The organism is Emcibacteraceae bacterium (assembly GCA_041396985.1).
Taxonomy (GTDB): domain Bacteria; phylum Pseudomonadota; class Alphaproteobacteria; order Sphingomonadales; family Emcibacteraceae; genus Pseudemcibacter.
The window spans coordinates 69,079-95,533 of sequence record JAWKXO010000005.1 but is presented as its reverse complement, the minus strand read 5'-3'; the positions used below and the strand labels follow the sequence as shown (position 1 = coordinate 95,533).

General features: G+C 44.4%; 16 protein-coding genes. 14 read left to right on the top strand and 2 right to left on the bottom strand.

Annotated elements, in window-relative coordinates; genetic code table 11:
• The first annotated feature begins 11 nt into the window (after positions 1-11).
• The 4 genes from R3D86_13145 to R3D86_13130 all read left to right on the top strand — a co-directional run bounded on the left by R3D86_13145 (position 12) and on the right by R3D86_13130 (position 6,024).
• Entirely contained in the window at positions 12-2,420 is a 2,409-nt protein-coding gene (locus R3D86_13145) for a penicillin acylase family protein (protein ID MEZ5759159.1), read from the top strand.
• Positions 2,421-2,450: 30 nt separating this feature from the next.
• Positions 2,451-3,068, top strand: a complete 618-nt coding sequence (locus R3D86_13140) for a class I SAM-dependent methyltransferase (GenBank protein MEZ5759158.1) — start codon at positions 2,451-2,453, stop codon at positions 3,066-3,068.
• Positions 3,069-3,167: 99 nt separating this feature from the next.
• A complete protein-coding gene (locus tag R3D86_13135; GenBank protein ID MEZ5759157.1) occupies positions 3,168-4,601 on the top strand; it encodes an ATP-binding protein in 1,434 nt (477 codons plus the stop codon).
• A 4-nt stretch (positions 4,602-4,605) separates the two neighbouring features.
• A complete protein-coding gene (locus R3D86_13130; protein ID MEZ5759156.1) occupies positions 4,606-6,024 on the top strand; it encodes a HAMP domain-containing sensor histidine kinase in 1,419 nt (472 codons plus the stop codon).
• On the opposite strand, the gene R3D86_13125 is transcribed toward R3D86_13130, so the two are convergent.
• Positions 6,025-7,584, bottom strand: coding sequence for a serine hydrolase (locus tag R3D86_13125; GenBank protein MEZ5759155.1), 1,560 nt, complete (start codon positions 7,582-7,584; stop codon positions 6,025-6,027). It abuts the gene before it with no gap.
• Positions 7,585-7,932: 348 nt separating this feature from the next.
• Between R3D86_13125 and R3D86_13120 the strand changes: the two genes are divergently transcribed.
• From R3D86_13120 to R3D86_13075, 10 genes are all read left to right on the top strand, one after another.
• Positions 7,933-10,200, top strand: a complete 2,268-nt coding sequence (locus R3D86_13120) for a TonB-dependent receptor (GenBank protein ID MEZ5759154.1) — start codon at positions 7,933-7,935, stop codon at positions 10,198-10,200.
• Between the two features lie 121 nt (positions 10,201-10,321).
• The gene (locus tag R3D86_13115; protein ID MEZ5759153.1) at positions 10,322-12,535 is read left to right on the top strand and encodes a TonB-dependent receptor; all 2,214 of its coding nucleotides are present in this window, start codon (positions 10,322-10,324) and stop codon (positions 12,533-12,535) included.
• 128 nt (positions 12,536-12,663) lie between these two features.
• On the top strand, positions 12,664-14,853 hold the full coding sequence (locus tag R3D86_13110; protein MEZ5759152.1) for a TonB-dependent receptor plug domain-containing protein: 2,190 nt from the start codon (positions 12,664-12,666) through the stop codon (positions 14,851-14,853).
• Positions 14,854-17,079: a TonB-dependent receptor plug domain-containing protein gene (locus tag R3D86_13105; protein MEZ5759151.1), complete on the top strand. Its 2,226-nt coding sequence runs from the start codon at positions 14,854-14,856 to the stop codon at positions 17,077-17,079.
• 104 nt (positions 17,080-17,183) lie between these two features.
• On the top strand, positions 17,184-19,397 hold the full coding sequence (locus R3D86_13100) for a TonB-dependent receptor plug domain-containing protein (protein ID MEZ5759150.1): 2,214 nt from the start codon (positions 17,184-17,186) through the stop codon (positions 19,395-19,397).
• A gap of 90 nt (positions 19,398-19,487) precedes the next feature.
• Positions 19,488-21,749: a TonB-dependent receptor plug domain-containing protein gene (locus R3D86_13095; protein ID MEZ5759149.1), complete on the top strand. Its 2,262-nt coding sequence runs from the start codon at positions 19,488-19,490 to the stop codon at positions 21,747-21,749.
• A 97-nt stretch (positions 21,750-21,846) separates the two neighbouring features.
• A complete protein-coding gene (locus R3D86_13090) occupies positions 21,847-22,152 on the top strand; it encodes a tetratricopeptide repeat protein (GenBank protein ID MEZ5759148.1) in 306 nt (101 codons plus the stop codon).
• A 21-nt stretch (positions 22,153-22,173) separates the two neighbouring features.
• Entirely contained in the window at positions 22,174-22,662 is a 489-nt protein-coding gene (locus R3D86_13085) for a tetratricopeptide repeat protein (protein ID MEZ5759147.1), read from the top strand.
• 19 nt (positions 22,663-22,681) lie between these two features.
• The gene (locus R3D86_13080; protein ID MEZ5759146.1) at positions 22,682-23,740 is read left to right on the top strand and encodes a M15 family metallopeptidase; all 1,059 of its coding nucleotides are present in this window, start codon (positions 22,682-22,684) and stop codon (positions 23,738-23,740) included.
• A 72-nt stretch (positions 23,741-23,812) separates the two neighbouring features.
• Positions 23,813-25,108 carry a bifunctional diguanylate cyclase/phosphodiesterase gene (locus tag R3D86_13075; protein ID MEZ5759145.1) on the top strand — a complete coding sequence of 432 codons (1,296 nt, stop codon included), beginning with the start codon at positions 23,813-23,815 and terminating at the stop codon, positions 25,106-25,108.
• Here the strand turns inward: R3D86_13075 and R3D86_13070 are convergent, their stop codons facing one another.
• Complete coding sequence (locus R3D86_13070) at positions 25,109-26,293, bottom strand: aminotransferase class V-fold PLP-dependent enzyme (GenBank protein ID MEZ5759144.1); 1,185 nt, start codon at positions 26,291-26,293, stop codon at positions 25,109-25,111. It lies immediately after the preceding gene.
• Positions 26,294-26,455: the final 162 nt, after the last annotated feature.

Below are 26,455 nucleotides of genomic sequence, written 5' to 3'. Positions count from 1 at the left end.
GGGAGAGATTTATGCGCAAAGTGTTAATTGGAATTGTTCTGCTTATTTCAACCTCAATGGTGGCGGCACAGGAAAACCAGTCTGTCACCATATCGGGGCTGAGCGAACCGGTTGAGATCATCAAGGATAAATGGGGTATTTCCCATATATATGCGCAGAACCAGGCCGATTTATTTTTTGCCCAAGGGTTTAACGCTGCCCGTGACCGGTTGTTCCAGTTTGAAATATGGCGCCGTAAAGCGACAGGAACACTGGCCGAAATTATGGGGGAAAAGGCACTTGCCCATGACGAGGGGGCAAGACTGCTGCGCTTTCGCGGTGATTTAAAAGCCGAGCTTGCCCATTACCATCCTGACAGCGTCGAAATTATCAATGCCTTTGTTGCCGGGGTTAATGCCTATATCGGTGAGACGGAGAAAAACCCCGATCTGCTGCCGTTTGAATTTAATCTGCTCGGCATCAAACCCGGCCGCTGGACACCGGAAATTGTGATTTCCCGCCATAATGCGCTGACCGGCGGTATTTCAAGTGAAATTATGCTGGCCAAAGCAATAACAGCCCTTGGCGGTGAAAAAGTGCGGGACATTATGCCCTTTTACCGGGATACCTATCTTAAACCGTTTGAAGGGGTTGATCTTTCCAAAATCACGTCGGATATTATGGCAAGCTACATTGCGTCGCGCAGCGAGCCTGTGTTTGACCAGAGCGACCTTAAAAACCCTCAAATGGCCTTTATTGACGCCCAGCCGCAATTATTCGATGAAAATTTCTGGCATGACCCGATTGAGGGCATCAATAATATCGGCAGCAACAATTGGGTCATTGCCGGAAGGCGCACCAAAAGCGGTAAACCGATCATGGCCAATGATCCGCACCGGACAATCCAGAACCCGTCGCTTCGCTATATGGTGCATCTTAATGCCCCGGAAAAGGACGGCAAGCGCGGCTGGAACGTGATCGGTGGCGGTGAACCGGTGCTGCCCGGGGTTTCGATCGGCCATAATGAATATGGCGCCTGGGGGCTCACCATTTTTCGGATCGATCAGGAGGATTTATATGTTTATAAAACCAATCCGGATAACCCGAACCAGTATTGGTATGATGACAAATGGGTTTCTATGGAAACGGAGCAAACAACCATCCCTGTTAAAGGCCAGGCTGACGTAACCGCCACCCTTAAATATTCAAAACATGGCCCGGTCATTTTTGAGGACACGGTAAATCATCTGGCATACGGCCTTAAGGCCGCCTGGCTTGATGTCGGGGCGACACCGTATCTTGCCAGCCTTAGGATGGACCAGGCACAGAATTTCCGCGAATTCAGGGAAGCCTGTAGTTTTTCCGGACTTCCCGGTGAAAATATGGTCTGGGCCGACAGGGAAGGCACCATTGGCTGGCAGTCCGTTGGGCTGACCCCGATGCGATTTGGCTGGGACGGTAGTCTGCCAATCCCCGGTGATGGCACATACGAATGGGATGGTTATGTGCCGATCAAACAAATGCCCCATATTACCAACCCGGTCGCCGGATGGTATGGCACTGCCAATAATCATAATGTTCCGGCCGGATATCCGAACATCTTTTCCGATTTTTATTCGGACCCGGCCCGGGCAGAACGTATGGCTGAAGTACTGGACGCGGCAACGGATCAGACGGTTCAGGACAGTATGGCCCTGCAATATGATACCAAATCAATGAATGCGGAAAAAATGACCCCGATCATTGGCAAGGTCAGAATGTCCGGTAAATCGCGTGACGCGCAGAAAGAACTGGCAAACTGGGACCACCGGCTTGACCGGAACAGTATTGCCGCCGCTATATTCGATATCTGGGAGCAGACTATGCTAGCACAGGTTTATCAGCGGCTTGTACCGGAAGAGCAGGCGGTAAATGTGTCCATGATCACACGTGAAAAACTGACCGAGTGGATGGTGAACCCTCCCGACTTTGTGTTTGGGGATAATCCGGCAAAAACACGCGATCAGCTGATCAGGGAAAGCATGGAAATGGCCGTTGCCAAACTGAGTGAGAAGCTCGGTCCTGATATGGATAAATGGCTTTATGGCAGCCTTCATTATGCGGAAATAAATCATCCGCTCAGTCATCTTTTGAGTGCGGAAGAACGGGAGAGGGCAGATATCCCGCGCCTGCCAAGGGGCGGCGGCAGCAATACACTGAACGCCAACCATGGCAACAGCCGGCAAACTTCGGGTGCCAGCTTTCGCATGATTGTCGATACTGCCGACTGGGACGGGGCCATGGGCACCAATACACCTGGCCAGTCCGCTGATCCGCGCAGCAAACATTATGCGGATTTATATGAAAACTGGAATAAGGGGGACTATTTCCCCATGTATTATTCAAAAGATAAAATTTCAGATAATAAAGATATAATAATTCATTTAAAACCAATGAATTAAAAATAATCATTAAAGTAAAAGATTAAGAAAATGGACGATCATATTAAAGAAATTGAGGATATTACCTTTAAAGATTATGGCTCAAAAGCCCATGATTTCTGGGACAGAACCAAAGACCATGATGTGACACAGAATTATGAAGCCTTTCTCGCGCCCTTTGGGGATAAAAAAGGTCTGGATATTCTTGATTTTGGCTGTGGGCCGGGTCGTGACGTGCTTTATTTCAAATCACTGGGCCATAATCCTGTTGGCCTGGATGGCACGGCCGAATTTTGCCAGATGGCACGGGAGCTTACCGGTTGTCCGGTGCTTGAGCAGTCCTTTAATGATCTTAAACTGGAAGAAAACAGCTTTGACGGTGTTTTTGCCAATGCCTCGATGTTTCATGTACCAAGCCGTAATCTGCATAAGGTGCTGACCGACCTTCACCGCGCGCTGCGCCCCGGCGGAATTTTATTTACATCAAACCCGCGAGGTGACCAGGAAGGGTGGCAGAATCCGGGACGATACGGTCATTTTATGCAGTATGATGCCGCGATACAATATTTGGATAATGCCGGGTTTGAGCTTGTACATCATTATTACCGGCCTCCCAATTTGCCGCTACACGAGCAAAAATGGCTGGCGATGGTCAGCCGAACACGGTAAAAGGATTGTTAGATAGAGATATACGTTCAATACCTATAAGTTAAAGACACAATGTCAGTATTTAGCGTAATTTTTTGAGTAATAAAAAATATGAATTTAATGATTAACGTTGCAACACTGACCAGTGTAAGCAGCGCCTTTTATGCTATTTTATTTATTCTGCTGTCAATTTTCTGGTGGCAAAATAAGGATATTGACGGGATCATCTGGTGGTGTGCTTTCCCGCTATTTCGTCTTGTCTATAGCCTGATAGGGTCTGATTCCGTTAATTATGATGATCATTTTTTTATCTATGTTGGCAATCTGGCGGCAGTTCTGTCCGATACATTCCTGATGATTGGCTGTCTCAAATTTATCAGTCAGCCGGTAAACTGGAAGCTGATTGGCGGGTATCTGACCCTGTTTGTGCTGATCTGCAGCTATCAGTATTCAATTAATGCCGACCTGCCGGAGCGGACAATGCTGGTGGTGGTATTCGATCTTATCCCGATTGTATCATCCATTCTGGTCTTATTCAGGCTGCCCAATGCCAAATATGCCCTTGAAAAATTCTTCACCATTTTCTGGGTAAGTACGCAAGTCGCGGTATTTTCATTCTGGATATTAATCAATTTTGAATTCAGCAATCGCGACTATGGCTTATATATTATGCTCAGCCTGACGCTAATTTATTTAAGTCATATTTTTACCACCGTTGGCCTTATTATCCTGACAATTGCCAGAAGAAGAAGTCAGCTTCGTGAAGAAAGCCGAGACCATAAGTTGCTTGAAGAGGAGCTGGAGAGAACCCTTAAAAAGGCGCAGGATGCCAATGACGAAAAAACCAAGTTCCTGACCAATATGTCCCATGAGCTCAGAACGCCGCTCAATGCCATTATCGGCTTTTCGGAAAGCCTCAAACTCAGGTATTATGGTGAACTAAGTGCCAAACAACGCGAATATGTCAATAATATTCATGGCGGGGGCGAACTTCTCCTGAAGCTGACCACCGATCTGCTTGATCTTTCCAGTATTGAAGAAGGAAAAATAGATATCATGCTGGAAGAGGTCAATCTTAACCTTCTGATTGAAAAGACATTGCCGCTTCTTCGGGAAATTGTTGGAGCGGAGAGTGACAGGCTTAAAATCAACAATGAAATTATTGAAAGCGGAAAGTCCTGTGCAGTCTATATTGACCAGATCCGCACCAAGCAGATATTGATTAATTTTGTCTCAAACGCCGTTAAATACGGCAATCCCGACAGCGATGTTATTCTATCCATTACCGACCATGATGAGCAATATTTCAGGGTCAGCGTAAAAGACAGCGGTAAAGGGATCGCCCCGGAACAGTATGAGAATATATTCAAGCCATTCAACCGGGCTGGCAATGAAAAATCCAACATAGAAGGGATCGGGGTCGGGCTTTCCATAGCCAGAAAACTCATTCATGAAATGCAGGGAAATATTGATTTTATCAGCACTGTGGGTGAGGGATCCGTGTTCTGGATCGATATTCCAAAATCAAAACAACATCAATTACCGATAAGTTAGAGCCATGGCAAATCTGGATTTAAATACAATACAGTTGATCAGTTCGGTAATTCTTTTGGTGCTGAGCGTTCTAATGGTGCTTTTATGGTCACAGGATGCCCGTAACAAGGCCAGAACCTGGTGGTGCGTATTTTCGGTGCTTCTCACTGTTGATACCATTTTTTCAACATTCCCCGACATCAGAAATAACCTTGCCTATATTTATATTTTTGATGTGATCAGCAGCTTTTCCTATCTTGCGCTGATGAAGGGCTGTCTGGAATTTGCCTCTATTCGCTATAACCGTCTGTTCATTTTTGCCTTGTTCTTAAGTTGCCTGATTATAAATGCGGCGGGCACGGTTCTGGAATTTTCCGATGATTTATGCCGTATCATTACGATGGCCTATAATAGTGTTGCTCTTCTGGTTTCGGGATATGCCATATTGAAACTCAACAAACATATTTATTTTCTGGAACGCTATTTTTTCATGGTACTCATGGCAATTAATCTGGGTATTTATGGCATCTGGGTCTATTTGCTTCTCAGAAAAGAACCGGAAAACAATTTTCTTTTTGGCTTAAGTGCCACGCCAATTTATTTTGTTCAGATTTTTGTCATTATTACGCTGTTTCTGTTAATCCTTGGCCGGATCAGGTCCCAGCTTGAGCGGGAAAATCATCGCAGTATAGTCATTAAAAATGCCATGACAGAGGCAGTCCGTGAAACCAATGTGGCGAACAAATCAAAGTCCATTTTCCTCACCAATATGAGCCATGAACTCAGAACGCCACTTAACATTATTCTCGGCTTTTCGGAAGCCCTGAAAATGGAACTAATCGGACCCTTAAATGAAAAGCAAAAATCATTTGCCGAAAATATCCATTTTGGCGGCAAAAGGCTGCTTAATCTGATTAATGATCTTTTATCGTTAAGCAAAATCGAAGCCGGTAATTTAAGCAAAAAACTGGAACCGATAAGCCCGGAAATATTGCTGAAGGAAAAAGGGGCGGTTCTTCAAAAACATATTGAAAAGTTTAACTGTAGACTTTTTCTGATTGATGATTTTACTGACCTTGATCCGAAAGCTTATCTGTCGGTAAATTCCGACTGGATTGAACAAAGCCTGCTGGCGCTGGTTGATAATGCCCGTAAATATGGTGAGGACCATGCAAGTATATGGCTCAATGGTTTTATGCTGACTAAAAATACAGTTCGTATCAGCATAAAAGATGAGGGACGCGGCATATCGGAACAACATCGTGACATGGTGTTTAAACCTTTTAACCGCGCCGGCAATGATGACAGCGCAATAGAAGGAACCGGTACCGGTCTGGCGATTGTAAAGGGGCTTGTGGAAGCCATGGGCGGCACAATCGGCTATGAAAGTCAGCCCGGAATGGGCACAACCTTCTGGATTGATCTGCCGCTTAAACGGAAATAATCAGTCCTCTACCTTGGTAAAATCAAGATCATGGAAGTCATAACTGAAATCCGTCAGGGGGGAAATGGCCTTCATTTTAAGTCCATTGACCCGTCCTTCAAAATCTGTGCTGAACATGGCGTAAGCATCAGCCTTGAAGCTTCTGTCTTCCCAGATTGCCTTAAATGTATTGAATTTAAATGCACTTAACGGCCCTTTCAGTTTTCTTGAACGCATTGCCGTGAAATAAAGACCGCCATCCTTTATACTGATACGGACATCGCCGAACCAGGGATCACGATATAGCCCGACATAATCGGATAGCGGTAGCAAAGCTTTTGCGTCCGCTTCTGCTTCGTCTTTTGCCACTTCCGAGTCCGCTTTTTCAATTTCCCTCTCTTCAATTTGTGCATAGCGCTCTGTCCAGTCAATATCGCCCTGATCCAGATACACCTGCATAATATTTTCCATGATGGCCCGCATGGCGTAGCCGTTTTCCTGATTGGTCAGGACAACAACACCAAGATTTTTTTCCGGTATCATGACTTCATAAGTCACCATACCCAGCAATCCACCCGTATGGGAAACCTGTTTATAGCCATAATAATCTTTCAGACGAAACCCAAGGCCATAGGCCGCAAAATTGGTTCCAAACCAGTTATGATCACTCATACTGACCGGCTGTATGGTTTGGGGGGACCACATTTCATCATGTTGTGCCTTGGACATAAGCCCGGCACCATTATGAAGATGTACATTCATCCATTTAAGCATGTCACGGGCACTGCACTGAATACCACCGGCAGCGGCAATGACCATTGGCTGACCCGGTTCATTCAGTCTTGATGCAATCTGCAGCTTGCCATCCACCGATGTATGGGGCGTGGCAACATTATCCTTATCGGTAATTGTCGTAATATCGGCCCGGCAACCATTCCCGATTGCCAGCTGGTTCATGATCCTTGTCTGGACAAATTGTTCATAGGACATGCCGGATGCGGCGGCAATCACCTCACCAGCAACCACATAAAGTGTATTATCATAGGCATAGGCACTTCGAAAGCCAGTGACCATTTTCAGATACCGGACATTACGGATAATTTCCGCCCGTGTACGCTCAGTTGTCGGCCAGAACATCAGATCACCGGCCCCAAGCCCCATACCGCTTCTGTGGGTGAGCAGGTCACGGATCGTAAAATCGGCGGTAATCCAGGGATCCATCATTCTGAAATCCGGCAGAAAATCGATCACCTTATCATCCCAGTGAAGAACCCCATCATCAACCAGAATGGCCAGGGCCGCAGCGGTAAAGGCCTTGCTGTTTGAGGCAATGGCATACATCGTGTCGCCATCAACCGGGGCGGGCTTTCCAATTTCCCGGACGCCATATCCTTTCAGCAGTTTAATCTCATTATCCTGGACAACACCAACGGCAATGCCGGGGACGTTAAATTTGTTCATGGCCGCTTTGACAAAACCGTCAAGCTCCATTTCCGACAACTCGCGGGCAACGGAACTTGAAGCCATTGCTATAAAGAACAATGCGGCAAATCGAAATGAGTTTAAAACTGATCTTTTCATGACATCCTCTTTTTTATTTTTAAGAATTTACACTAATATGAGAAAAGCGAATTTAAAAGGGAATATTTAAGCCTAATCCTTCAAATGATCCGTGTAAATTAGACGCCGGTTTCGATTTCTGTCGATTTCTGCCGATTTTTCGCATGGTTTTTATCTGTTACACCGTATCATTGAGGAAAATAATAATTATTATCATTACTGGTGATGCTTATTCATGGGAATTTATGTGAGCATCCCGTATTTGTTTCTGCCGATAACAAAAATGTTATTACAAATAAGTTGTGGTAGCCCTTTGATAATATTTATAACTAAAATAAAAAATACAAAATGACCAGGGAACGGAACCAAATGACGTGTCGAAATGAACGCCAAAAGAAACTAAATCCACTTAAAACCTATTTTAATATTTTACTGATCTCAACTGCCGTTGGTTCCTTCCTTATTAACCCGTCTTTTGCGGCACAGGAAATAGTTGAAGATGGTGACGCATCAATTGTCACCTATGATAAAGAATTTTTTATTCAGTATGAGCCGGTTACTCTGCTGGATATGTTGCAAAGAGTGCCGGGTGCCCCGGAAATTTTAAATGCAAACCGCCAGCAACGTGGTGGAGGCGGCGGGAATGGCGGCGCACAGAACCAGGGCGAGCGGGGTTTTGGCTCCGGTGGTGATCAGATATTGATTGATGGAAAAAGGCTTGCCGGGAAAAGCAATAATATTAACGACACATTGGGCCGGATATCGGCTGAGAACGTCCAGAAAATTGAACTGATCCGCGGTGCGGCCAGCGGGCTTGACGTTCAAAGTCAGGGGCTGGTTATTAATATTGTCCTTGCTGAAGGAGCATCCACCTCAACCACATTCTGGAAACTGACATCGGAAACAAAGCAGGGCCATTCACCCGGTCTTGAGGCACTCATCTCGCATAGCGGGTCTGCCGGCAGACTTGATTATACATTCAGTGGCGAGCGGACCAGCAATAATGGCTTCTTCACCCGTGATGAACGCTTTTATAATCCGTCTGATGTTTTTACCAGTGACAGGCTTGTCGATATGGCTTTTCATCAACGGGGATGGAAACTAAACAGTAATCTTACTTATAATTTTGAGGATAATTCTGTGCTACGCCTGAACGGGTTATGGAGCACGCAAAATCAGAAAAATAATGAAGACCGTATCAGAACCGGGGATGTGCTGGAAAATATACTCTGGTACCGTGATGAAGATCAGAAAGCCTGGGAAGTCGGCGGCGATTATACCAGAAGTCTTGGGTTTCTGGGACGTTTGAAGGCCCTATTTGTCGTTAATCACAGAACGGAAGACCAGCTTTATGACCGATCAAAAAACAGGGACACATCGCCATTTACCTATACAATTGAAAATGTCCATGAGCTTAAGCAGGAAAAAATCTTCAGAGCTTCGCTGACCAATAATATTACGTCAAACCAGACACTGGAAGTGGGCGGGGAAGCGGCCATTAATAGTTTTGATAAGCGCTTTAACAGCGAAACCCGTGATCTGGCGACAGACCCCTTTGAAGTGGAAGCGCAGGATAATGTGGAAATCAGCGAAAACCGTTACGAGGTTTTTGCCAATCATACCTATAATATTTCAAGCACAATTGTACTGCAAAGCACCCTGACGACTGAATTTTCAAAAATTGTTGCCGATAATATTTTTCCGGATAACAGCATCAGTCGCCGTGATACCAGCTTTACCTATTTTAAACCAAGGGTAAATCTGCGCTATGATTTGACTTCCCAGGATCAGCTGCGCGGCACTGTTGAGAAAAAAGTAAGCCAGCTTGATTTTAATAATTTCGTCACCCGCTATGACCAGAGGGCAGAAAAATACCAGTTTGGTAACACCAATATCCGCCCTGAGCAGTTATGGGAATTTCTGGCCGCTTATGAGCACAGGTTTAATAATGATGGTGGCTCTATACAGTTTGAAGGCTTTTACCGGCATTATAAAGACAAGATCACGTTGGTGGATTTTACAGAATATCTTGATTTTGCCCATAATGCGATTGAACGGGAAGCCTTTTTCAGTCTGCCGCCGGATATGGCATTGCGTGATTACATTGTGGACAGCGGTTCAGACTTTATTTCAAAATCCGGAAATGTTGATAAGGCGACCTCGTATGGCGTTAATGTCAAGGGAAGCCTGCGCCTTGGACTAGTCGGATTGCCGGATGCCGTCTTTTCGGGAACCTATACTTATGAAAAAAGCAATGTCGTTGACCCGTTCACACTTGAGGATCGCCCATTTCAGCGTACATCCCTGCACAGATGGGATCTAAACTATCGTCATGACATGACGGATATCGGGCTGTCATATGGCGGGCGTGCTGTTTTTGAAAGCGATGCAGCCACCAATGACATTTATTATTATTGGCCCTTTAGCCCACAGGCGTCATTAAGTGTATTTGTGGAATATAATATTTTAAAAGGAATTAAACTGCGTGCTGAAGCCAAGCAACTTACAGGAAAACGCGGATATTCCACGCAATATAATTATATTGACCATATCAGGTTTAATGAGCTGGATGAGCGTATTGACAAAAGAACCACAGTCCCGAGAGAGATAGAAATTTCAATTCAGGGAACTTTCTGACATAAAATCAGTTGATCTAAAGAAATAATTAATACAGCAATGATATAACATTTGCTAATTTGGTTTGATTTGGATATATCAAAACCAATCAATTTTTATAAAATTATCGAAATATAGATTAATGAATAAAAGACTTGTTGCGACGCTATTACTCACAACCGCTATGGCAAGCTGGGTATCAACAGCTTTTTCTGCAGAAGAGGCAGCCACAGATAGTTCTGTTGTCATTTATGACAAAGCCTATTTCGAAACGTTTTCCCCTGTCACCCTTCTTGATATGCTGCAGGCAGTTCCCGGTGTTCCGGAAATCTTAAGCCAGAACGAGCAACAGGCAAGACAGGCCCAAAGAACAGGTGGGGGCGGTCAGCGCGGGTTTGGTTCCGGTGGGGATCAGATCCTTATGGACGGTAAAAGACTGGCCGGTAAAGCCAATAATATCAATGATACACTCTCCCGTATTTCAGCGTCGCAAGTCGCCCATATTGAACTGATCCGTGGGGCTGCCAGCGGTCTTGATGTTCAAAGCCAGGGACTGGTGATCAACATCGTCATGATGGAAGGGGCATCCACCTCAACCACTTTCTGGCAGGTCAAGGGCGAATGGACACAAGGTCATAAACTGGTTCCCGAATTTTTGGTTTCCCACACCGGCTCTGCCGGAAACCTTGATTATACGTTTAGCTATGAACATAAAAATAATTATTTTTATATTGATTCAACTGAGGAATTTTATGACCCACAAGGCGTTCATAAAGCCACGCAGTATATTGATAACGGTTCCAACCGCTTTTCCGATGCCTTTAACACAAACCTGTCCTATGAATTTGAAGATGGTGGCCGACTGCGGCTGAATGGGCTTTATGAGCCGGGCGGACAAAAAGGTGATGAGGTCCGCGATAAAACGAGTGACACATTGCGCCCTGTATTATGGAGCACTGACCGCGATGCTGATAAATGGGAAGTCGGTGGCGATTATACCAGGTCTCTTGGTGTTCTCGGCAGCTTGAAATCACTCTTCGTCATCAATAAAAATACTGAAGATTATCTGGTTGACCGATTTAAGGGGACAGGCACAGAAAAAAATGAATATACCAAGGACGATACCAATCTTTATCAGTCTGAAAAAATCTTCCGTGGCTCCATCACAAAAGGGATAACCTCTGCTCAATCAATAGAAATTGGCGGCGAGGCAGCCATTAATAAATTCAACAAAACATTCGACAGTTCCGAACGCGCAGATGCCGCAAGCGATCTAATATTATCCACCAGCGACAATGTTAAAATCAAGGAAAACAGATACGAGGTATTTGCAAACCATAGCTACAACATTTCTTCGGCAATAGTGCTGCAAAGCTCGATCACAACGGAATTTTCAAAAATTGTTGCTGACAATATTCTCACCGGTGGCGCAATTGACAGGCGCGATACGAGTTTTACTTATATTAAACCCCGTTTTAATCTCCGCTATGACGTAACGGAACGTGATCAGATCAGACTGCTTGCCGAGAAAAAGGTCAGCCAGCTTGATTTCAATAATTTTGTTACACGATTTGATCAAATGGAACAAAAACTGAAACCCGGAAATACACAGATCCGCCCTGAGCAGACATGGGATTTTGCCTTTACCTATGAACATCGCCTGCCCAATGATGCCGGGTCTTTTGAAGCTGAGGTTTTTTACCGCAAATATACCGATCATATCGAAACGGTTGATTTCACCAATTATGTGGACTTTAATTTTGATCCGATAACTGCGGACGAATTCTTCGCGCTGCCACCTGACTTGGCTTTACGTACCTATGTTGATGTTACCGGGGAAGGCTATTCCGCCAAGGAAGGCAATATCCCGAAAGCCAATGCCTATGGTGCCAAGGTTAAAGGAAACCTTCGCCTTGGCTTTATCGGTGTGCCTAATGCAACGCTGAGTGCGAATTATACATTCGAAAGACGCCGCACCACTGATCAGTTCACCGGTCTTGAGAGAAATTTTGACCGGGAGTCAGATCATACCTGGAGTGTTAATTTCCGCCATGACTTGCCGGAAATCAAATTTACTTACGGATTTGAATATACGGCCAGAAGTGATTATGCCCGATATTATATTGATTATTACTGGCCGAATAACCCGGCGCCAAATATCAAACTCTATGCTGAAAAGACAGTCTTTAGTGATTATAAGGTCAGGTTGGAAGCAGAAGGGCTTAACAAAAAACGCGGACAGTCGGTTTACTGGCTCTATAACGACCATATCAGATTTGATGATTTAAAAGAACGTCAGGAAAAACTGTTTAAACGTCCAATTGAGCTTAGAATTTTCATTCAGGGAACTTTTTAAAACATTATAATATTACATTTGATTATTAATATCATATGTTTTATACCTTTGCCGTAACCATATTTTAATGATTTGAACTATAAATACGTGTGGTTATTGACGGCCAAAAAATAAAGGGACTAAGATTAATGGGTTTAAAGATATTACCGGCAAAAATCAGGACAACAATTTTTTATTCCACTTTGCTTGCTGGTAGTATGATCTGCCCAGTAATGGCTGCCGAAGATGCCCTCGTTGATGCGGCAATCGTTTCTTATGAACCGGCATATTTTGAAAAATTTTCACCGGTCACCCTGCTGGATATGCTGCAAAGAATTCCCGGTGTTCCGGAAGTCCTGAATAATAACCGCCGTGGTGGTGAGCAAAGAGGTTTTGGTGGCGGTGGTGACCAGATCCTTATTGACGGCAGACGCCTTGCCGGAAAATCAAACAACATTAATGATGCGCTTTCCCGTATTTCAGCGGACCAGGTTGCCAAAATTGAATTGATCCGTGGGGCGACAAGTGGTCTTGATGTACAAAGTCAGGGACTGGTGATTAATATTTTGCTTCTTGAGGGAGGATCAAAATCCTCAACATTCTGGAAAGCAATGGGTGAATATACATTCGGGCATGATTTTTTGCCGCAGTTCCTTGTTTCCCATACAGGCTCAGCGGGCAACCTTGGCTATACCTTCAGTGCGGAAACCAAGAATGATAAAGGATACCGCCCGCGTCATGAAATTTTTTATGACAGCAACGACGACGAGACCGGAACCCGCGACGTTGAACATGAATTTAAATTTAAAGGCTATAAATTTACCACCAACTTGAATTACGCTTTTGAAAATGGCAGTGAGCTGCGCATCAACGGATTATATGAGCCCAATGGCTTTGATTATCACGAAACAAGAGCGGAATTTGGTGATGAACCGGATTATGTGATTTGGGACCAGGACAGAAACAACAGTCGCTGGGAAGTTGGCGGGGATTTCAGTACGGATCTGGGCGCACTGGGACGGTTCAAGACTCTATTTGTTGTCAATAGGAATACGGAAGATACGGAAATTGACCGGACCCGCGATTATATTGATCCTGCATTTATTTATGCCAATGAATTTACCGATGCCGTGAACAGTGAAAAAATATTAAGAAGTTCAACAATTATAACCCTTTGGGGTGATCAGTCCATTGAACTTGGCGGTGAAGCGGCCATCACGACATTCGAAAAAACTTTTGAAAGCTACTCCCGCGATCTTGAGGCGGACCCACTCGACCTGGAATCGCTGGATAATGTGGAAATCAAGGAAAACCGTTACGAGGTTTTTGCAATTTATAATTATAATATTTCACCGGAACTTCTTCTGCAAAGTTCACTGACCACTGAATTTTCAAAAATTGTTGCGGACAATATTCTTTCCGGTGGCGCAATTGACAGGCGCGATACGGCCTTTACCTATTTCAAGCCAAGGTTGGATCTGCGCTATGATTATACCGAAGTGGACCAAATCCGAGGAACCATTGAGAAAAAGGTCAGCCAGCTTCGCTTTGATACTTTTGTGACGTCTTATGACGCACAAAATGATCAGTATAGTGCCGGAAATACGGATCTGCGGCCGACACAAACCTGGGAATTTACCCTTGCCTATGAACATCGCCTGCCAAATGATGCGGGCTCGCTGGAAGGAAAAGCCTATTATCATTACCGGAAAGACCATCAAACGCGTATCGATTTTACCGATTATTTTGATTATGACGGCAATCCGGTTTCTGTGGATGAATTTTTTGCCCTTCCGCCGGACATGGCCCTTCGAGACACCATCGACTTTACACCGAGCCAGGGCAATATTGACCATGCCACTATCTATGGTGTGGATTTAAAAAGTAACCTGCGCATGGGGTTTGTTGGGGTGCCTGAAGCCGTCCTTTCTCTTGGATACAGATTTGAAAAACGCCGGTCATTGGATCAGTTTACCCAAATGATGAGAAACTTTTCACGGCATTCAAACAATGTCTTTAATGTGAATTTTCGTCATGATGTCACCAAGTGGGGCTTTGCCTATGGCTTTGATGTCGAAGCGAAAAGCAACTGGGCCACGTATGATATTAATTATTATCAACCGCAAAGTCCGGCTGCTGCCATTAAGGCTTTTGCAGAATATAACCTGAATGGCGGCATTAAGATGCGCGTCGATTTACTGGAAATCACCGGCAAAGAAGGCCATATGACCACATTCCGTTATACGGACCATATCAGGTTTGATGAACTCTATAAACGTGAGGAAAGAGAAAATACCCGCCCGCGCGCTGTACAGGTATCCTTGCAGGGTAATTTTTAAATGGGCAAAAACCATATGAAATTATCAGGATTTCTAACCACAGTTATGCTATCAGCGCTAATGATTGGCCATGCTTATGCGGGAGGGCAGGACGCAACCGATGATGCGGCTATCGTCACCTATGATCAGGCATATTTTGAAAAATTTGCCCCGGTAACTCTCCTTGACATGATGCAGCGGATTCCGGGTGTTCAGGAAATTATTGATAAAAACCGTGAACAGCGCCAACAGGCCGCCCGTGGTGGTGGTGGTGCTGAAAATCAGGGTGGTCGCGGTTTTGGTTCCGGCGGTGATCAGATTTTGATTAATGGCAAACGTCTGGCAGGAAAGAATAATAATATTGATGACACATTGTCCCGCGTGTCCGCAGGCCAGGTTGAAAAGATCGAATTGATCCGCGGCGCCGCCAGTGGACTTGATGTACAAAGCCAGGGGCTTGTGATCAATGTCGTCATGCAGGAAGGCGCATCTTCATCCACCACTTTCTGGAAATTTACCGGAAATTATTATGAAGGGACCAGTGCTTTTCCACCGGAACTACTTCTCTCGCACAGTGGCTCGAGCGGCGATCTTCAGTATATGGTCAGTGCCGAAGTCAAAAATACCCGCTCTTTCTTTACCCGCTCTGAAGAACATTTTAATGCCGCCGATTTGCAGACAGGGGATAAATTTATTGATAACAGGGTCATCACCCAAACGCTGAACTTAAACAGTAACTTATCCTATGATTTTGGCGATGGATCAGAACTGAGACTAAATGGTCTTTATCAGCCGGGACTTAATAACCGGCTTGAAGATCAGAATGAGACCGGCACTCAGCCGCTTCATACACTGTGGGATACGGACAGTGATACCAGTAAATGGGAAATTGGCGGGGATTACAGCCACAACCTTGGCTCATTGGGACGTTTCAAGGGGCTCTTCGTTATCAACAATGATACAGAGGATCAGGCCGTCTTGCGTGACCGTAATATTGGAGAGGCCGGAGAATTCCGCTATGCCGAGGAAAGCACCAAACTTGATAAATCAGAAAAGATTTTCCGCGGTTCCATTACCAAAAGAATTACTGAAAGTCAGAACCTTGAAGTTGGCGGTGAAGCCGCCATCAACAATTTCAACAAGGATTTTGAAGATAATCGCCGTAGTCTGGCCACAGATCCTTTTACTCTGAATGCAGGGGACAGTGTAAAAATCAAGGAAAACCGCTATGAGATTTTTGCCAATCATACATATGATATCAGCCCTGCGCTTGTACTTCAAAGCTCGCTGACCACCGAATTTTCCAAAATCGTTGCTGTCAGCAGCTCTGCCGCCGCTCCACGGGATACCAGCTTTACCTATATCAAACCACGGGTCAATCTGCGCTATGATGTTTCAGGCAATGACCAGTTGCGCCTTACAGTCGAGAAAAAAGTCAGCCAGCTGGACTTTAACAATTTTGTCACCAGCTTTGATCAGCGTACGGATCAGCTGGTCTTTGGCAATACCAATATCAGACCGGAACAGATCTGGGAATTTTCGGTTGCCTATGAGCACCGCTTTGCCAATGATGGCGGCTCGGTCGAGGCGGAAGTTTTTTACCGTGACTATACGGATCATATTACCATTGTTGACTTTACCGACTATGTCAATTTACTCGGTCAGCCGATTACGGCGGATGAATTTTTTGCCCTTCCTGCATCAGATATTTCTGCCATTCGCGGCAGTCTTAATTTTACATCAAAATCCGGCAATATTGACGGCGCCACGTCACGCGGACTTAAACTGAAAGGCAATTTCCGTTTGGGCCTTATCGGTCTTCCGCAGGCGGTCTTCAGCGCCAGTTACGCCTATGAAAACGGCAAGGAACTGGATCAGTTCACAAAAGAGATTGTCCATTTTGCCAGGATCAGCACCCATACCTTTACCTTTAATTTCCGTCATGACATCACCGAATGGGATTTTTCATACGGGTTTGACGGCAAATCACGCAGCACATTTAACGTCTGGGAACGAAATTACACCTGGCCCTGGAAACTTGGGTTCGGTTATTCGATTTTTGCCGAAAAAAATATCTTAAACGGTATCAAAATCCGTGCTGAAATGAAAAATGAAGACAATGGAACCGGCCTTTCAACCCTGACATATTATTATGACCAGCGGCGATTTAATGATGTGCTGGAACGGACAGAAAAAAATCATATGCGTCCAAAACAGTTTATTTTATCCATTCAGGGCACATTTTAGCATTTCGTCTTAAATAAAACACATTTGACCGCATTATGGTTTACATGTTTGGGTGAGGGCATATGGTAAGTGCGCCTCTATAAAATAACAAACAGGGGGGAGCCATTACCGACGTCGTCAGAAAAGCCGTACTCATAACATTTTCCGTTATCCTGTCATCCGGCACAGGGGCTTTTGCCACTGTCGGCGATGATCAGGACCCCGACATTCTGAACGAGAACAGTGATAATCCATCAACAGTTGCCTATGATGTCAGTTCCTTTGATCAGTATTCCCCTGTAACCCTTATTGATATATTGCAGCGCATACCAGGTGTTCCTGCCATTCTTGATAAAACGGACAACCGTAATAATCAGCAGCGGGGTTTTGGCTCTTCCGGGGATCAGATCCTCATAAACGGAAAAAGACTGTCAGCCAAGGGAAGTTCAATCCGTGATGTGCTGGCCAGGACCTCCGCAAGCGATGTCAGGCGCGTTGAACTGATCCGCGGTGCCGCCGCCGGACTGGATGTTCTGACAGAGGGACTGGTGGTCAATATTGTCCTGAATAAAGAAGCCAATAGCTCAACCACTTTCTGGAAAATTGGCGGCTTTTACCGGGTGGGATATCAGCTCTTGCCGGATTTTGAAGTTTCGCATAAAGGCACTGCCGGAAATCTTGAATATACTGTTGCCGTTGAAGGTGAGTGGCGGTCAAGCAGCTTTGGCCGTGATGAAATTCATCATGATAATAATGACAGTGTGATTACCGGTATACGCGATGTGGACGGAAACTGGTACCACCGGGAATTTAAATTCACAAACAGCCTTTCTTATGACTTTGGCAACAATCAGATCCTTAATCTGAATGGGCTCTATAATCCAAACTATAATGAAAATCATCAGGATCATATCGACCGCGAAGCGGACGGTGAAAAGCTCTTCTGGGATTATGGCGAACATTTCACTGAATGGGAAGCCGCAGGGGATTATAGCCGCGACATTCCCTTTTTAGGAAGTCTTAAGAGCCGGTTTGTCATAAACCGCAAACATAATAAGGATAATCAGACAGAACGGTTCGATGGCACAGGCACGGACCGTTTTCTTTATACAAGAGAAAAAATAGGATTTCATTCAAGTGAAGATATAATCAGGATTTCATTTACGAAAAAATTAAGTGACTCTCAGTCGCTTGAATATGGTAGCGAGGGCGCGTTTAACACCTTTAAACAGTTATATACGAGTGAAGAGCGGGAAGAAGCCATTGATCCACTCGAACTCGCAACAAGCAATGATATTGTGATAAAGGAAAACCGATACGAGATTTTTGCCCATCATAATTACTCCATAACCCCCAAAATCGTCCTGCAAAGTTCACTGACAACAGAATTTTCGAAAATTACGTCTGATACAATTCTTGCCGCTGACAATATCATTAACGTCACCAATAAATTTACGTTTTTAAAACCGCGTTTCAATTTTAAATATGATGTGACCTCACGGGACCAGCTTCGCCTGACCACAGAAAAGAAAGTCAGACAACTTGAATTTTTTCATTATTTTACTTTTTTCGACCAACTGACCAAAGAACTGAAACTTGGTAATAATGATATCAGGCCAACAAAAATATGGGAATATTCAGCGACATATGAACATCGGCTTGCCGATGACGGGGGAAGTCTGGAAGGGAAGGTCTTTTACAATGATTACAGGGATTTTATCGCCCGCAGTGATTTTACCGAATATATGGATTATAATGGAAACAGGGTCAGTGCCGATCAGTATTTTGCCCTGCCGCCGGATGCAGCACTACGGGAGGACACCGATTTTACATCGAAATTTGGCAATGTGAAAAAAGCAACCGGATACGGTATTGAAATAAAAGCGAATTACAGGCTAGGGATTATTGGTCTTAAGGAAGCGCTTATCAATGCGGAATATAAATATGACAAACGACGATATGATGATCCCTTTACAGGCAAAAGCCGAAAATTCAGATGGGAATCTGATCACAGAATTAAACTGGGCTTTCGCCATGATCTTTCATCGCTGGGACTATCCTATGGCGCAAAAGCGGAATATGTAAGTCCGTTCATGCGGTCGGATATTGATTTTGACTGGCAGTTTGAAGCAAGAAATGGTTATGAAATATTCGTTGAAAAAAACATCACGACTGATATTAAAGCCCGACTGGAATATTCCAAAGATGGTGAAAATCATTCAAAAGCCAAGCTTTATAATTTTGTCGACCACCGGCGATTTAACGAACCGGACGGTATTGATGATTACCGGTTTTACTTTCCGCAGCGGATATCCTTTACCCTTCAGGGGACATTTTAGATTGTTATAACATAACAGTTGATTAAAAATATTTATTCCTCTATATGTTTTTCCATAAAATAAAAACGAATAAGGGTTGATATTTTCAAAATGAGGCACAAACTTCTTTCCTCGGCTGTCATTGTGCCGTTTCTTATCCTTGCCCAGACAACTTATGCGGAAGAAGATGACAATTCCGGTTCCTCGATCATCACCTATAACAAAGACTATTTCGTAAAATTCGAACCTGTAACCCTTCTTGATATGTTAAGCCGTATTCCCGGTGTTCAGGAAATTCTTGATAAAAGCAGAAGGGAAAAGGAACAGCAGCAGTCTTTGGGGACCAGCGCCGGGCCACGGGGTTTTGGTTCTGGCGGCGACCAGATCCTGATCAATGGCAAACGGCTTGCCGGGAAGGACAATAATATTGATGACACGCTTGCAAGGGTAACGGCCGACAATGTAGAAAAAATCGATCTGATCCGCGGTGCGGCGGCCGGACTGGATGTACAAAGTCAGGGACTGGTGATTAATATCACCCTGAAAAAAGGAACATCTTCTTCCTCCACATTCTGGAAAGTCGGCGGACGGGCCAATCTGGGGGATGACCTTGGCCATTCTGTTACGCTGTCCCACAGCGGTTCAAGCGGCAACCTTGATTACACGGCCACATTTGAAAGCAACCGTAATTTTATCATCAAAAACCGTATTGATGATTATATCTATGATGGAAGCGGGGTCGTCGCCCGCGTACAGGACAGCCATACACCAAACCGCAAGGATAATCATAAATTTTCCGGCACCTTGACCTATAATTTTGAAGACGGGGCGGTGATGCGCCTTAACGGGCTTTTTAATCCTGAAACACAGAATGAAGTCGCCCCAAGAACAATGACCTTTCTTGATGAAAGTTATGGCCCGGCCATTACCTTTACTGATACGACCCTTGACAGTGACGGGCACCGCAAGCTCAGCGAAAGATGGACCACAAATGGGGCCCCGACCAAATGGGAAATTGGCGGTGATTATTCAAGAAAACTGGGCAGTTTAGGATCGCTTAAATCACTTTTCGTGATAAATAAGGAAAATTCGACCATTAATAATGGCTATTATAAAGGGGATGGCGCGTCCGAATTCCTTTATAATAATCAGGATGCGGTCCTAAGCAAATCGGAAAATATTTTGCGGGGATCGGTGAGCAGAGGGATTGCGACAGGGCAATCGCTTGAAATTGGCGGCGAAGCAGCCATCAATAAATTTGACCGCAGCTTTCAAAACAGCACCCGCAGCACCGCAGCCGACCCGCTGCTGCTAAAAACTGATGACAATGTGAAAATCAAGGAAAACCGTTTCGAAATATTTGCGATCCATAGCTATACTATTTCTCCTCAAATGTCACTGACAAGCTCTCTGACGGGGGAATTTTCGAAGATTGTCGCGGATAATTTCTTTGCCAATAACACTATTGATCGCCGGCAAGCCAATTTTAAATTTTTAAAGCCGCGAATGAATTTCCGCTATGACTTTAATTCGCAGGATCAGCTGCGTCTGACAGTTGAGCGCACCGTCAGCCAGCTTGATTTTAATAATTTTTCCACAAGCTTTAACCCGCGCACCGAAAAAATTGATCTCGGCAATACCGGCATAAAACCCATGCGATCCTGGGATTTTACAGCCGCGGTTGAACATCGTTTTGCCCAGGACAGCGGGTCCATATCGCTTGAAGTTTTTTATAAGAAATATACCGATTATATTGATAAGGTCGATTTTACGGACTATGTCGACAGTATTGGTAATCCTATTACAACGGATGAATATTTTGCGCTTCCCCCATCAGAACAGAACCTGACCAGTGATGATTTTATTTCCAAATCAGGAAATGTCCCGTCTGCAAAGGCAATCGGGTTTAAATTTAAAAGCAGTTACCGGCTCGGCATTATCGGCCTGCCGGAAGCCGTATTCAGTGCCAATTATGATTATGAAAAAGGCACACTTGATGATCCTTTCACGGGCCGGGAAATCCGCTTTTCCTATAAACCGTCAACCCAGATTAATTTTTCCTATCGCCATGATATTACGGCACTTCAGCTCTCATACGGTGCCAGTGTAACCTTCAGACGCGGTTTTTACGGGAATGATATCCGTCTTAACTGGTATGGTACACCGGGAACCCTGCTTGAAGTCTTTGTGGAAAAGAATATCTATAATGGCATCAAGCTTCGGGTCAGCGGTAAGGATCTTAGCGGTAACCTCGGTGATTCAAATCAGTTTTTATATGACAAGCATTTAAGGTTTAACGTTCTCGATCATGAAGTCCAGCGCCATACTAGAGGGCCAAGGGTGATAGAAGCAAGCCTGCAGGGAACTTTCTGACCCGGCAGGCGGCATTAAAAAATATCAGCTTTATGATTGAAAATCATAAACATTGGTTATACTCTTGTGCCAATATTATGACATCAGGTGAGCTATAATGATGACGCGTTTTCTTTTACTATTCTCAATGATTGCAACACTGTTTGCGGCAACGGCAAATGCCGACAATGCAAAAGGCGAAGAAGCCTATGCAAAAGGTGATTATGCCGTGGCCTTTAAGGAATTCAGTGAAGCAGCAGAGAAGGGGGACATGAATGCCCAATATAATCTTGGCGTCATGTATGAACATGGCAATGGCGTGGATCAAAGCGACAAAAAAGCCGCCGAGTGGTATCAGAAAGCTGCCGATAACGGCCATCCGGAAGCCCCGATGGCCTTACAGCTTTTATATGAATATTTTTAATTTATTGGACAGGAATTTACGATGAAAAGCCTCCGACTGTTAATAGCCAGCCTGTTTATTATTTTGTCATTACCGGCAATGAATGCCCTTGCCGGATATGAGGAAGCAAAGGCAGCCTATGATGACCGGCGATTTGAAGAAGCCTTTAAAGGCTTCACCGAAGCGGCGGAGCAGGGACATATGCTCGCACAATATTATCTGGGTGTGATGTATGCGACAGGGCGTACCGTACCGCGCGATGATGTATCGGCCTATAAATGGTTTATGAAAGCGGCGCTGCAGGGGCACCCGATATCACAGGGCAATATCGGCACAATGAAGCTTAACGCCCGTGGTACGGACTATGATGTGACCGGATCATATTTCTGGTTCATTCTGGCCGAGGACGGTGGCTTTGAAAAGGCCCGTAAATTTATGTGGCGGGTAACCAATTATATGACCCGCGACGATATTAATAATACCAAAGCAAAAGCCGAGGAATGGATCAGGGAAAACCGCGGCATAAATTAAGCCGAAAAAATAACGAGGAATGATGATGACTGTGGCCCGTAATATTTTCGCACTATGTTTTATTTGTTTATTTTCATTAAACGTTTTTGCGGCTGATTTTGATTATGATCATATGCCTCCACCGGCTCCTGAAAAATGGCGCCCTTATTATGGTGAATATATACTGGGTGATCAGAAACTTCTCTTTAGGGAAAATAATGGCCGTTTAGAAGTCCTTTATAATCCGTCTGCTGATGGTAAAGACCTGGACAAAATTAAAATCCGGCCGTTAAGTGAGCTGGGCGACGGAAAATTTACCTATAGCTTTAACGGTGAGTTTTCAAATTTCCTGTTCCGGCTTGATGATCAGGGAAAACCGCTCGGGGTTCTGGTCAACGATGATTTCTACGAGCGAAATAATATTGAACCGACCAACGGCAACACTTTTAAAGTCACCCTTGATAAGCCGATTGAAGACTATATTCAAGAGGCGCTTAAAGCCACCCCACCGGTGCAAAAAGGAAACTTCCGCAAACCCGATCTTGTTGATGTCACCACGGTCCTTGAAAAAGTCAAACTTGATATTCGTTATGCGACAACCAATAATTTTCTGAATGCCCCGACTTATTCGCTGGCAAAAAGCTTTATGCAGGGACCGGCACTTGAAGCACTTAATAAAGCCAACAAACGCTTTCTCAAAATGGGTTATGGGCTTCTTATCCATGACAGCTATCGCCCCTGGTATGTGACAAAAGTCTTCTGGGATGCGACAGAAGGCAACGAGCGCGATTTTGTTGCGAACCCTGAAAGAGGGTCAAAACATAATATGGGAAGCGCCGTTGATCTGACTCTTTATGATTTAAAAACCGGAATGCCTATTAAAATGGTCGGCACTTATGATGAAATGTCAGATCGGTCCTATCCGGAATATCCCGGTGGCACTTCGCTTGAAAGATGGCACCGCGATTTGCTTCGTCATGTTATTGAAGCGGAAGGCTTTAAAGTTGTCAGCAACGAATGGTGGCATTTTGATCATAAGGATTGGCAGAAATATCCTATTTTAAACAAAACCTTCGAAGAATTGCTTGCTGAAAAATAGTTTTCTTATATTAGCGAAATATTAATTAAATGAAGGCATATATACCACAAAAATAATAATAACGGTAAAGCAATGAAAGAGCCAACCCATAACGATCCTTTAACAGGACTACCAGGCCGAACCTATCTATGGAGCATGTTGGAGGATACCCTAAATCAGGTTAGGCGCAATGCCTCCAACGCCGCAGTATTATATGTCCAGATTGATGAGCTTTCTACGTTAGGGGACTTAATCAGCATTGAAGCACGAGACGCTTTTTTAAAGCTGATTTCTTTAAGAATAAAAAACAGTCTATGGGATTTGGACAGCGCAATTCAGTTTGAAACCGACAAATTTGTCATCATTGCCAATAGCATCCAAAAGCCGGAAGACGTCCATATTGTTATGACTAAGGTTCATAATTATCTGAGCCTTGACTGTGAAATTTCCGGGCAGACCATTTCACCAACTGTCAATATCGGTATTGTCCTGCTGCCGGGTGACGCAATGGAAGTTGATGAAATCATGACCAATTCCGGAATTGCCCTGCAAATGGCAAAGGCCCGTCAGGATTATAATTATTGTTATTATAATCAGGAACTCGGTGCGGAAATTGAAGATCAACAGTCTATAAAGAATTCAATTCTTGAAACGCTGGAAGATCAGCGGTTTTTGCTTATGCTTCAGCCAAAAATCAATGTTAAGTCTGGCAAAGTTGCCGGTGTTGAAGCGCTGGTTCGCATGCGTGATAATGACGGTAATATTGTCAGCCCTGCAGACTTTATCAAGGTGGCAGAAAAAAGCACACTCATCGCCGAAATCGGCAACTGGGTTTTAGGCCGGGTGCGTGAAATCATTGGGGAATGGCAACAATCAGGCATTGATATACCAATATCGATTAATATTTCAGATATGGAATTTAAGGGCAGCGCGAAACTGCTGTCCGCACTTTACACACTTTCGGAAGTGAACCGGGAAAACCCCGGAAAAATTATACTGGAAATCAATGAAAACAGTATCACAAATGATGTTGAACTGGCTGCCGCCCTCCTTAAGGAAATAAAATCTTATGGATTTCAGCTTTCACTGGATAAGTTCGGCTCCGGATTAAGCTGCCTGTCAATCCTTAAAGATTTGAATATTGATGAAGTCAAAATTGACAGAGGATTTCTAAAAGACGTTCCGGTAAACAGGAAAAATACAGCCATATTTGAAGCAATTATCCATTTGGGCCATAGCCTTGATCTTCGTGTTGTGGCGATGGGTGTCGAAACAAAAAGCCAGTATGATATACTCAAAGCGGCAAATTGTGATGAATATCAGGGCTTTCTCATCAGCAAACCAATGGAAGAAACTGATTTTATCGCCTGGTATAAAAATCAAGCCTGATTAATTTTTTAGCCTGGCCAGCGTTTTTACAAAATAGGCCGCGTCAGCCATATCATTATAAACGGATACCGCAATGCGGAAATGCCCTTTATAAAGGCTTGCTTTTATGTCGGCTTCTGAAAATAGGGGACCGAGCCTTTTTGCTGCGTCGGCACAGTCAAATGTCAGGATCGGTGTGATCATCCGCCCCGGGGTCAGGCATTTATAGCCAAGCGCTTCAATTTCTTTTCTTAAAAACCGTAACATTGGCTGGCGATAGGCGGTAATACGGTCCACACCGACAGCAAGAAGATATTCCAGCGACTGGTCAAGCTGGGCAATAACAATGCGTGGCTCGCTCCATATTGAAAAATACCCTTCGGTATTTTCGGCCAGATCATATTCATAGACATTATCGTCGGTGGTGATTTCATCACCGGGAAAAACATGGGTTACAAGGTTTCTGACCTGCCGCTTGCCATAAACCGGTCGCTTTAATGACTTGAGCCTATCACGGCGGACATATAAAAATCCTGACCCCTGATCCCCCATCAGCCATTTGAATGTTCCGCAGGACATAAAATCAACCCCACTGTCCTTTACATCGAACGGGGTTGCGCCGATATGATGAATTGCGTCAGCATAAACAAGGGCGCCGCGCGAATGGGCAAGCTTGCAAATTCTTTTTAAGTCATGCTGATGGCCGTTAAATGTTGAAACACTAGACAGCGCCACCAACGTGGTCTGATTTGTAATCGCTTCCTCATAGGCTTTATAATCAATATCACCATTAATATTTCTGATGGTGATAACCTGGACACCCTGTTTTTTCAGCTCACCATAAATCTGATAGGATCCAAAATAATGAAGATCGTCGGTCACAACCCTGCCGCCCTTAGCCACCAGATCAAGCGCCTGAATAATCAGATTTTCACCGGCCGTGGTGCTGCCGACCAGTGTCAACTCATCCGGTTCTGCATTGACCAGTTTTGCAAATTTTCCGATGACGTTACTCCGCATGGCGGCCGGATCATAATCCATATCCGTGTGAAACCCTTTATAACGGATATACTCTTTCGCGGCGGCGGCACTCGCCCGGCTTACTGGGTGTTGGACACCCGCATTGAAATATACGCCCCTGATCGGGAAGAAGGCGTCCTTATGGGGCAATTCTGAAGCAGTATCAAACCCGTCATTTTTAATCATGTTTATCATCCGGCATTGCTTAAATTCATTATTTTTTCTTTTACACTTAATGTCCGGCCTTTTCCATATTCTTAAATTTATTTTTCTTTCCTCATGATCCAGTAAGGTTAACCAATTTTTATCGTTAATTAAAATTTAACATGTTTTTTATATACATGTTTA

What these genes read in the sequence shown, in the direction of transcription:
- R3D86_13090 (MEZ5759148.1), top strand. Translation starts at nt 21,847, where the DNA reads ATGATGACGCGTTTTCTTTTACTATTCTCAATGATTGCAACACTGTTT.
- R3D86_13095 (MEZ5759149.1), top strand. Translation starts at nt 19,488, where the DNA reads ATGAGGCACAAACTTCTTTCCTCGGCTGTCATTGTGCCGTTTCTTATC.
- R3D86_13135 (MEZ5759157.1), top strand. Translation starts at nt 3,168, where the DNA reads ATGATTAACGTTGCAACACTGACCAGTGTAAGCAGCGCCTTTTATGCT.
- R3D86_13110 (MEZ5759152.1), top strand. Translation starts at nt 12,664, where the DNA reads ATGGGTTTAAAGATATTACCGGCAAAAATCAGGACAACAATTTTTTAT.
- R3D86_13120 (MEZ5759154.1), top strand. Translation starts at nt 7,933, where the DNA reads ATGACGTGTCGAAATGAACGCCAAAAGAAACTAAATCCACTTAAAACC.
- R3D86_13115 (MEZ5759153.1), top strand. Translation starts at nt 10,322, where the DNA reads ATGAATAAAAGACTTGTTGCGACGCTATTACTCACAACCGCTATGGCA.
- R3D86_13070 (MEZ5759144.1), bottom strand. Translation starts at nt 26,293, where the DNA reads ATGATTAAAAATGACGGGTTTGATACTGCTTCAGAATTGCCCCATAAG.
- R3D86_13105 (MEZ5759151.1), top strand. Translation starts at nt 14,854, where the DNA reads ATGGGCAAAAACCATATGAAATTATCAGGATTTCTAACCACAGTTATG.
- R3D86_13140 (MEZ5759158.1), top strand. Translation starts at nt 2,451, where the DNA reads ATGGACGATCATATTAAAGAAATTGAGGATATTACCTTTAAAGATTAT.
- R3D86_13085 (MEZ5759147.1), top strand. Translation starts at nt 22,174, where the DNA reads ATGAAAAGCCTCCGACTGTTAATAGCCAGCCTGTTTATTATTTTGTCA.
- R3D86_13080 (MEZ5759146.1), top strand. Translation starts at nt 22,682, where the DNA reads ATGATGATGACTGTGGCCCGTAATATTTTCGCACTATGTTTTATTTGT.
- R3D86_13125 (MEZ5759155.1), bottom strand. Translation starts at nt 7,584, where the DNA reads ATGAAAAGATCAGTTTTAAACTCATTTCGATTTGCCGCATTGTTCTTT.
- R3D86_13130 (MEZ5759156.1), top strand. Translation starts at nt 4,606, where the DNA reads ATGGCAAATCTGGATTTAAATACAATACAGTTGATCAGTTCGGTAATT.
- R3D86_13145 (MEZ5759159.1), top strand. Translation starts at nt 12, where the DNA reads ATGCGCAAAGTGTTAATTGGAATTGTTCTGCTTATTTCAACCTCAATG.
- R3D86_13075 (MEZ5759145.1), top strand. Translation starts at nt 23,813, where the DNA reads ATGAAAGAGCCAACCCATAACGATCCTTTAACAGGACTACCAGGCCGA.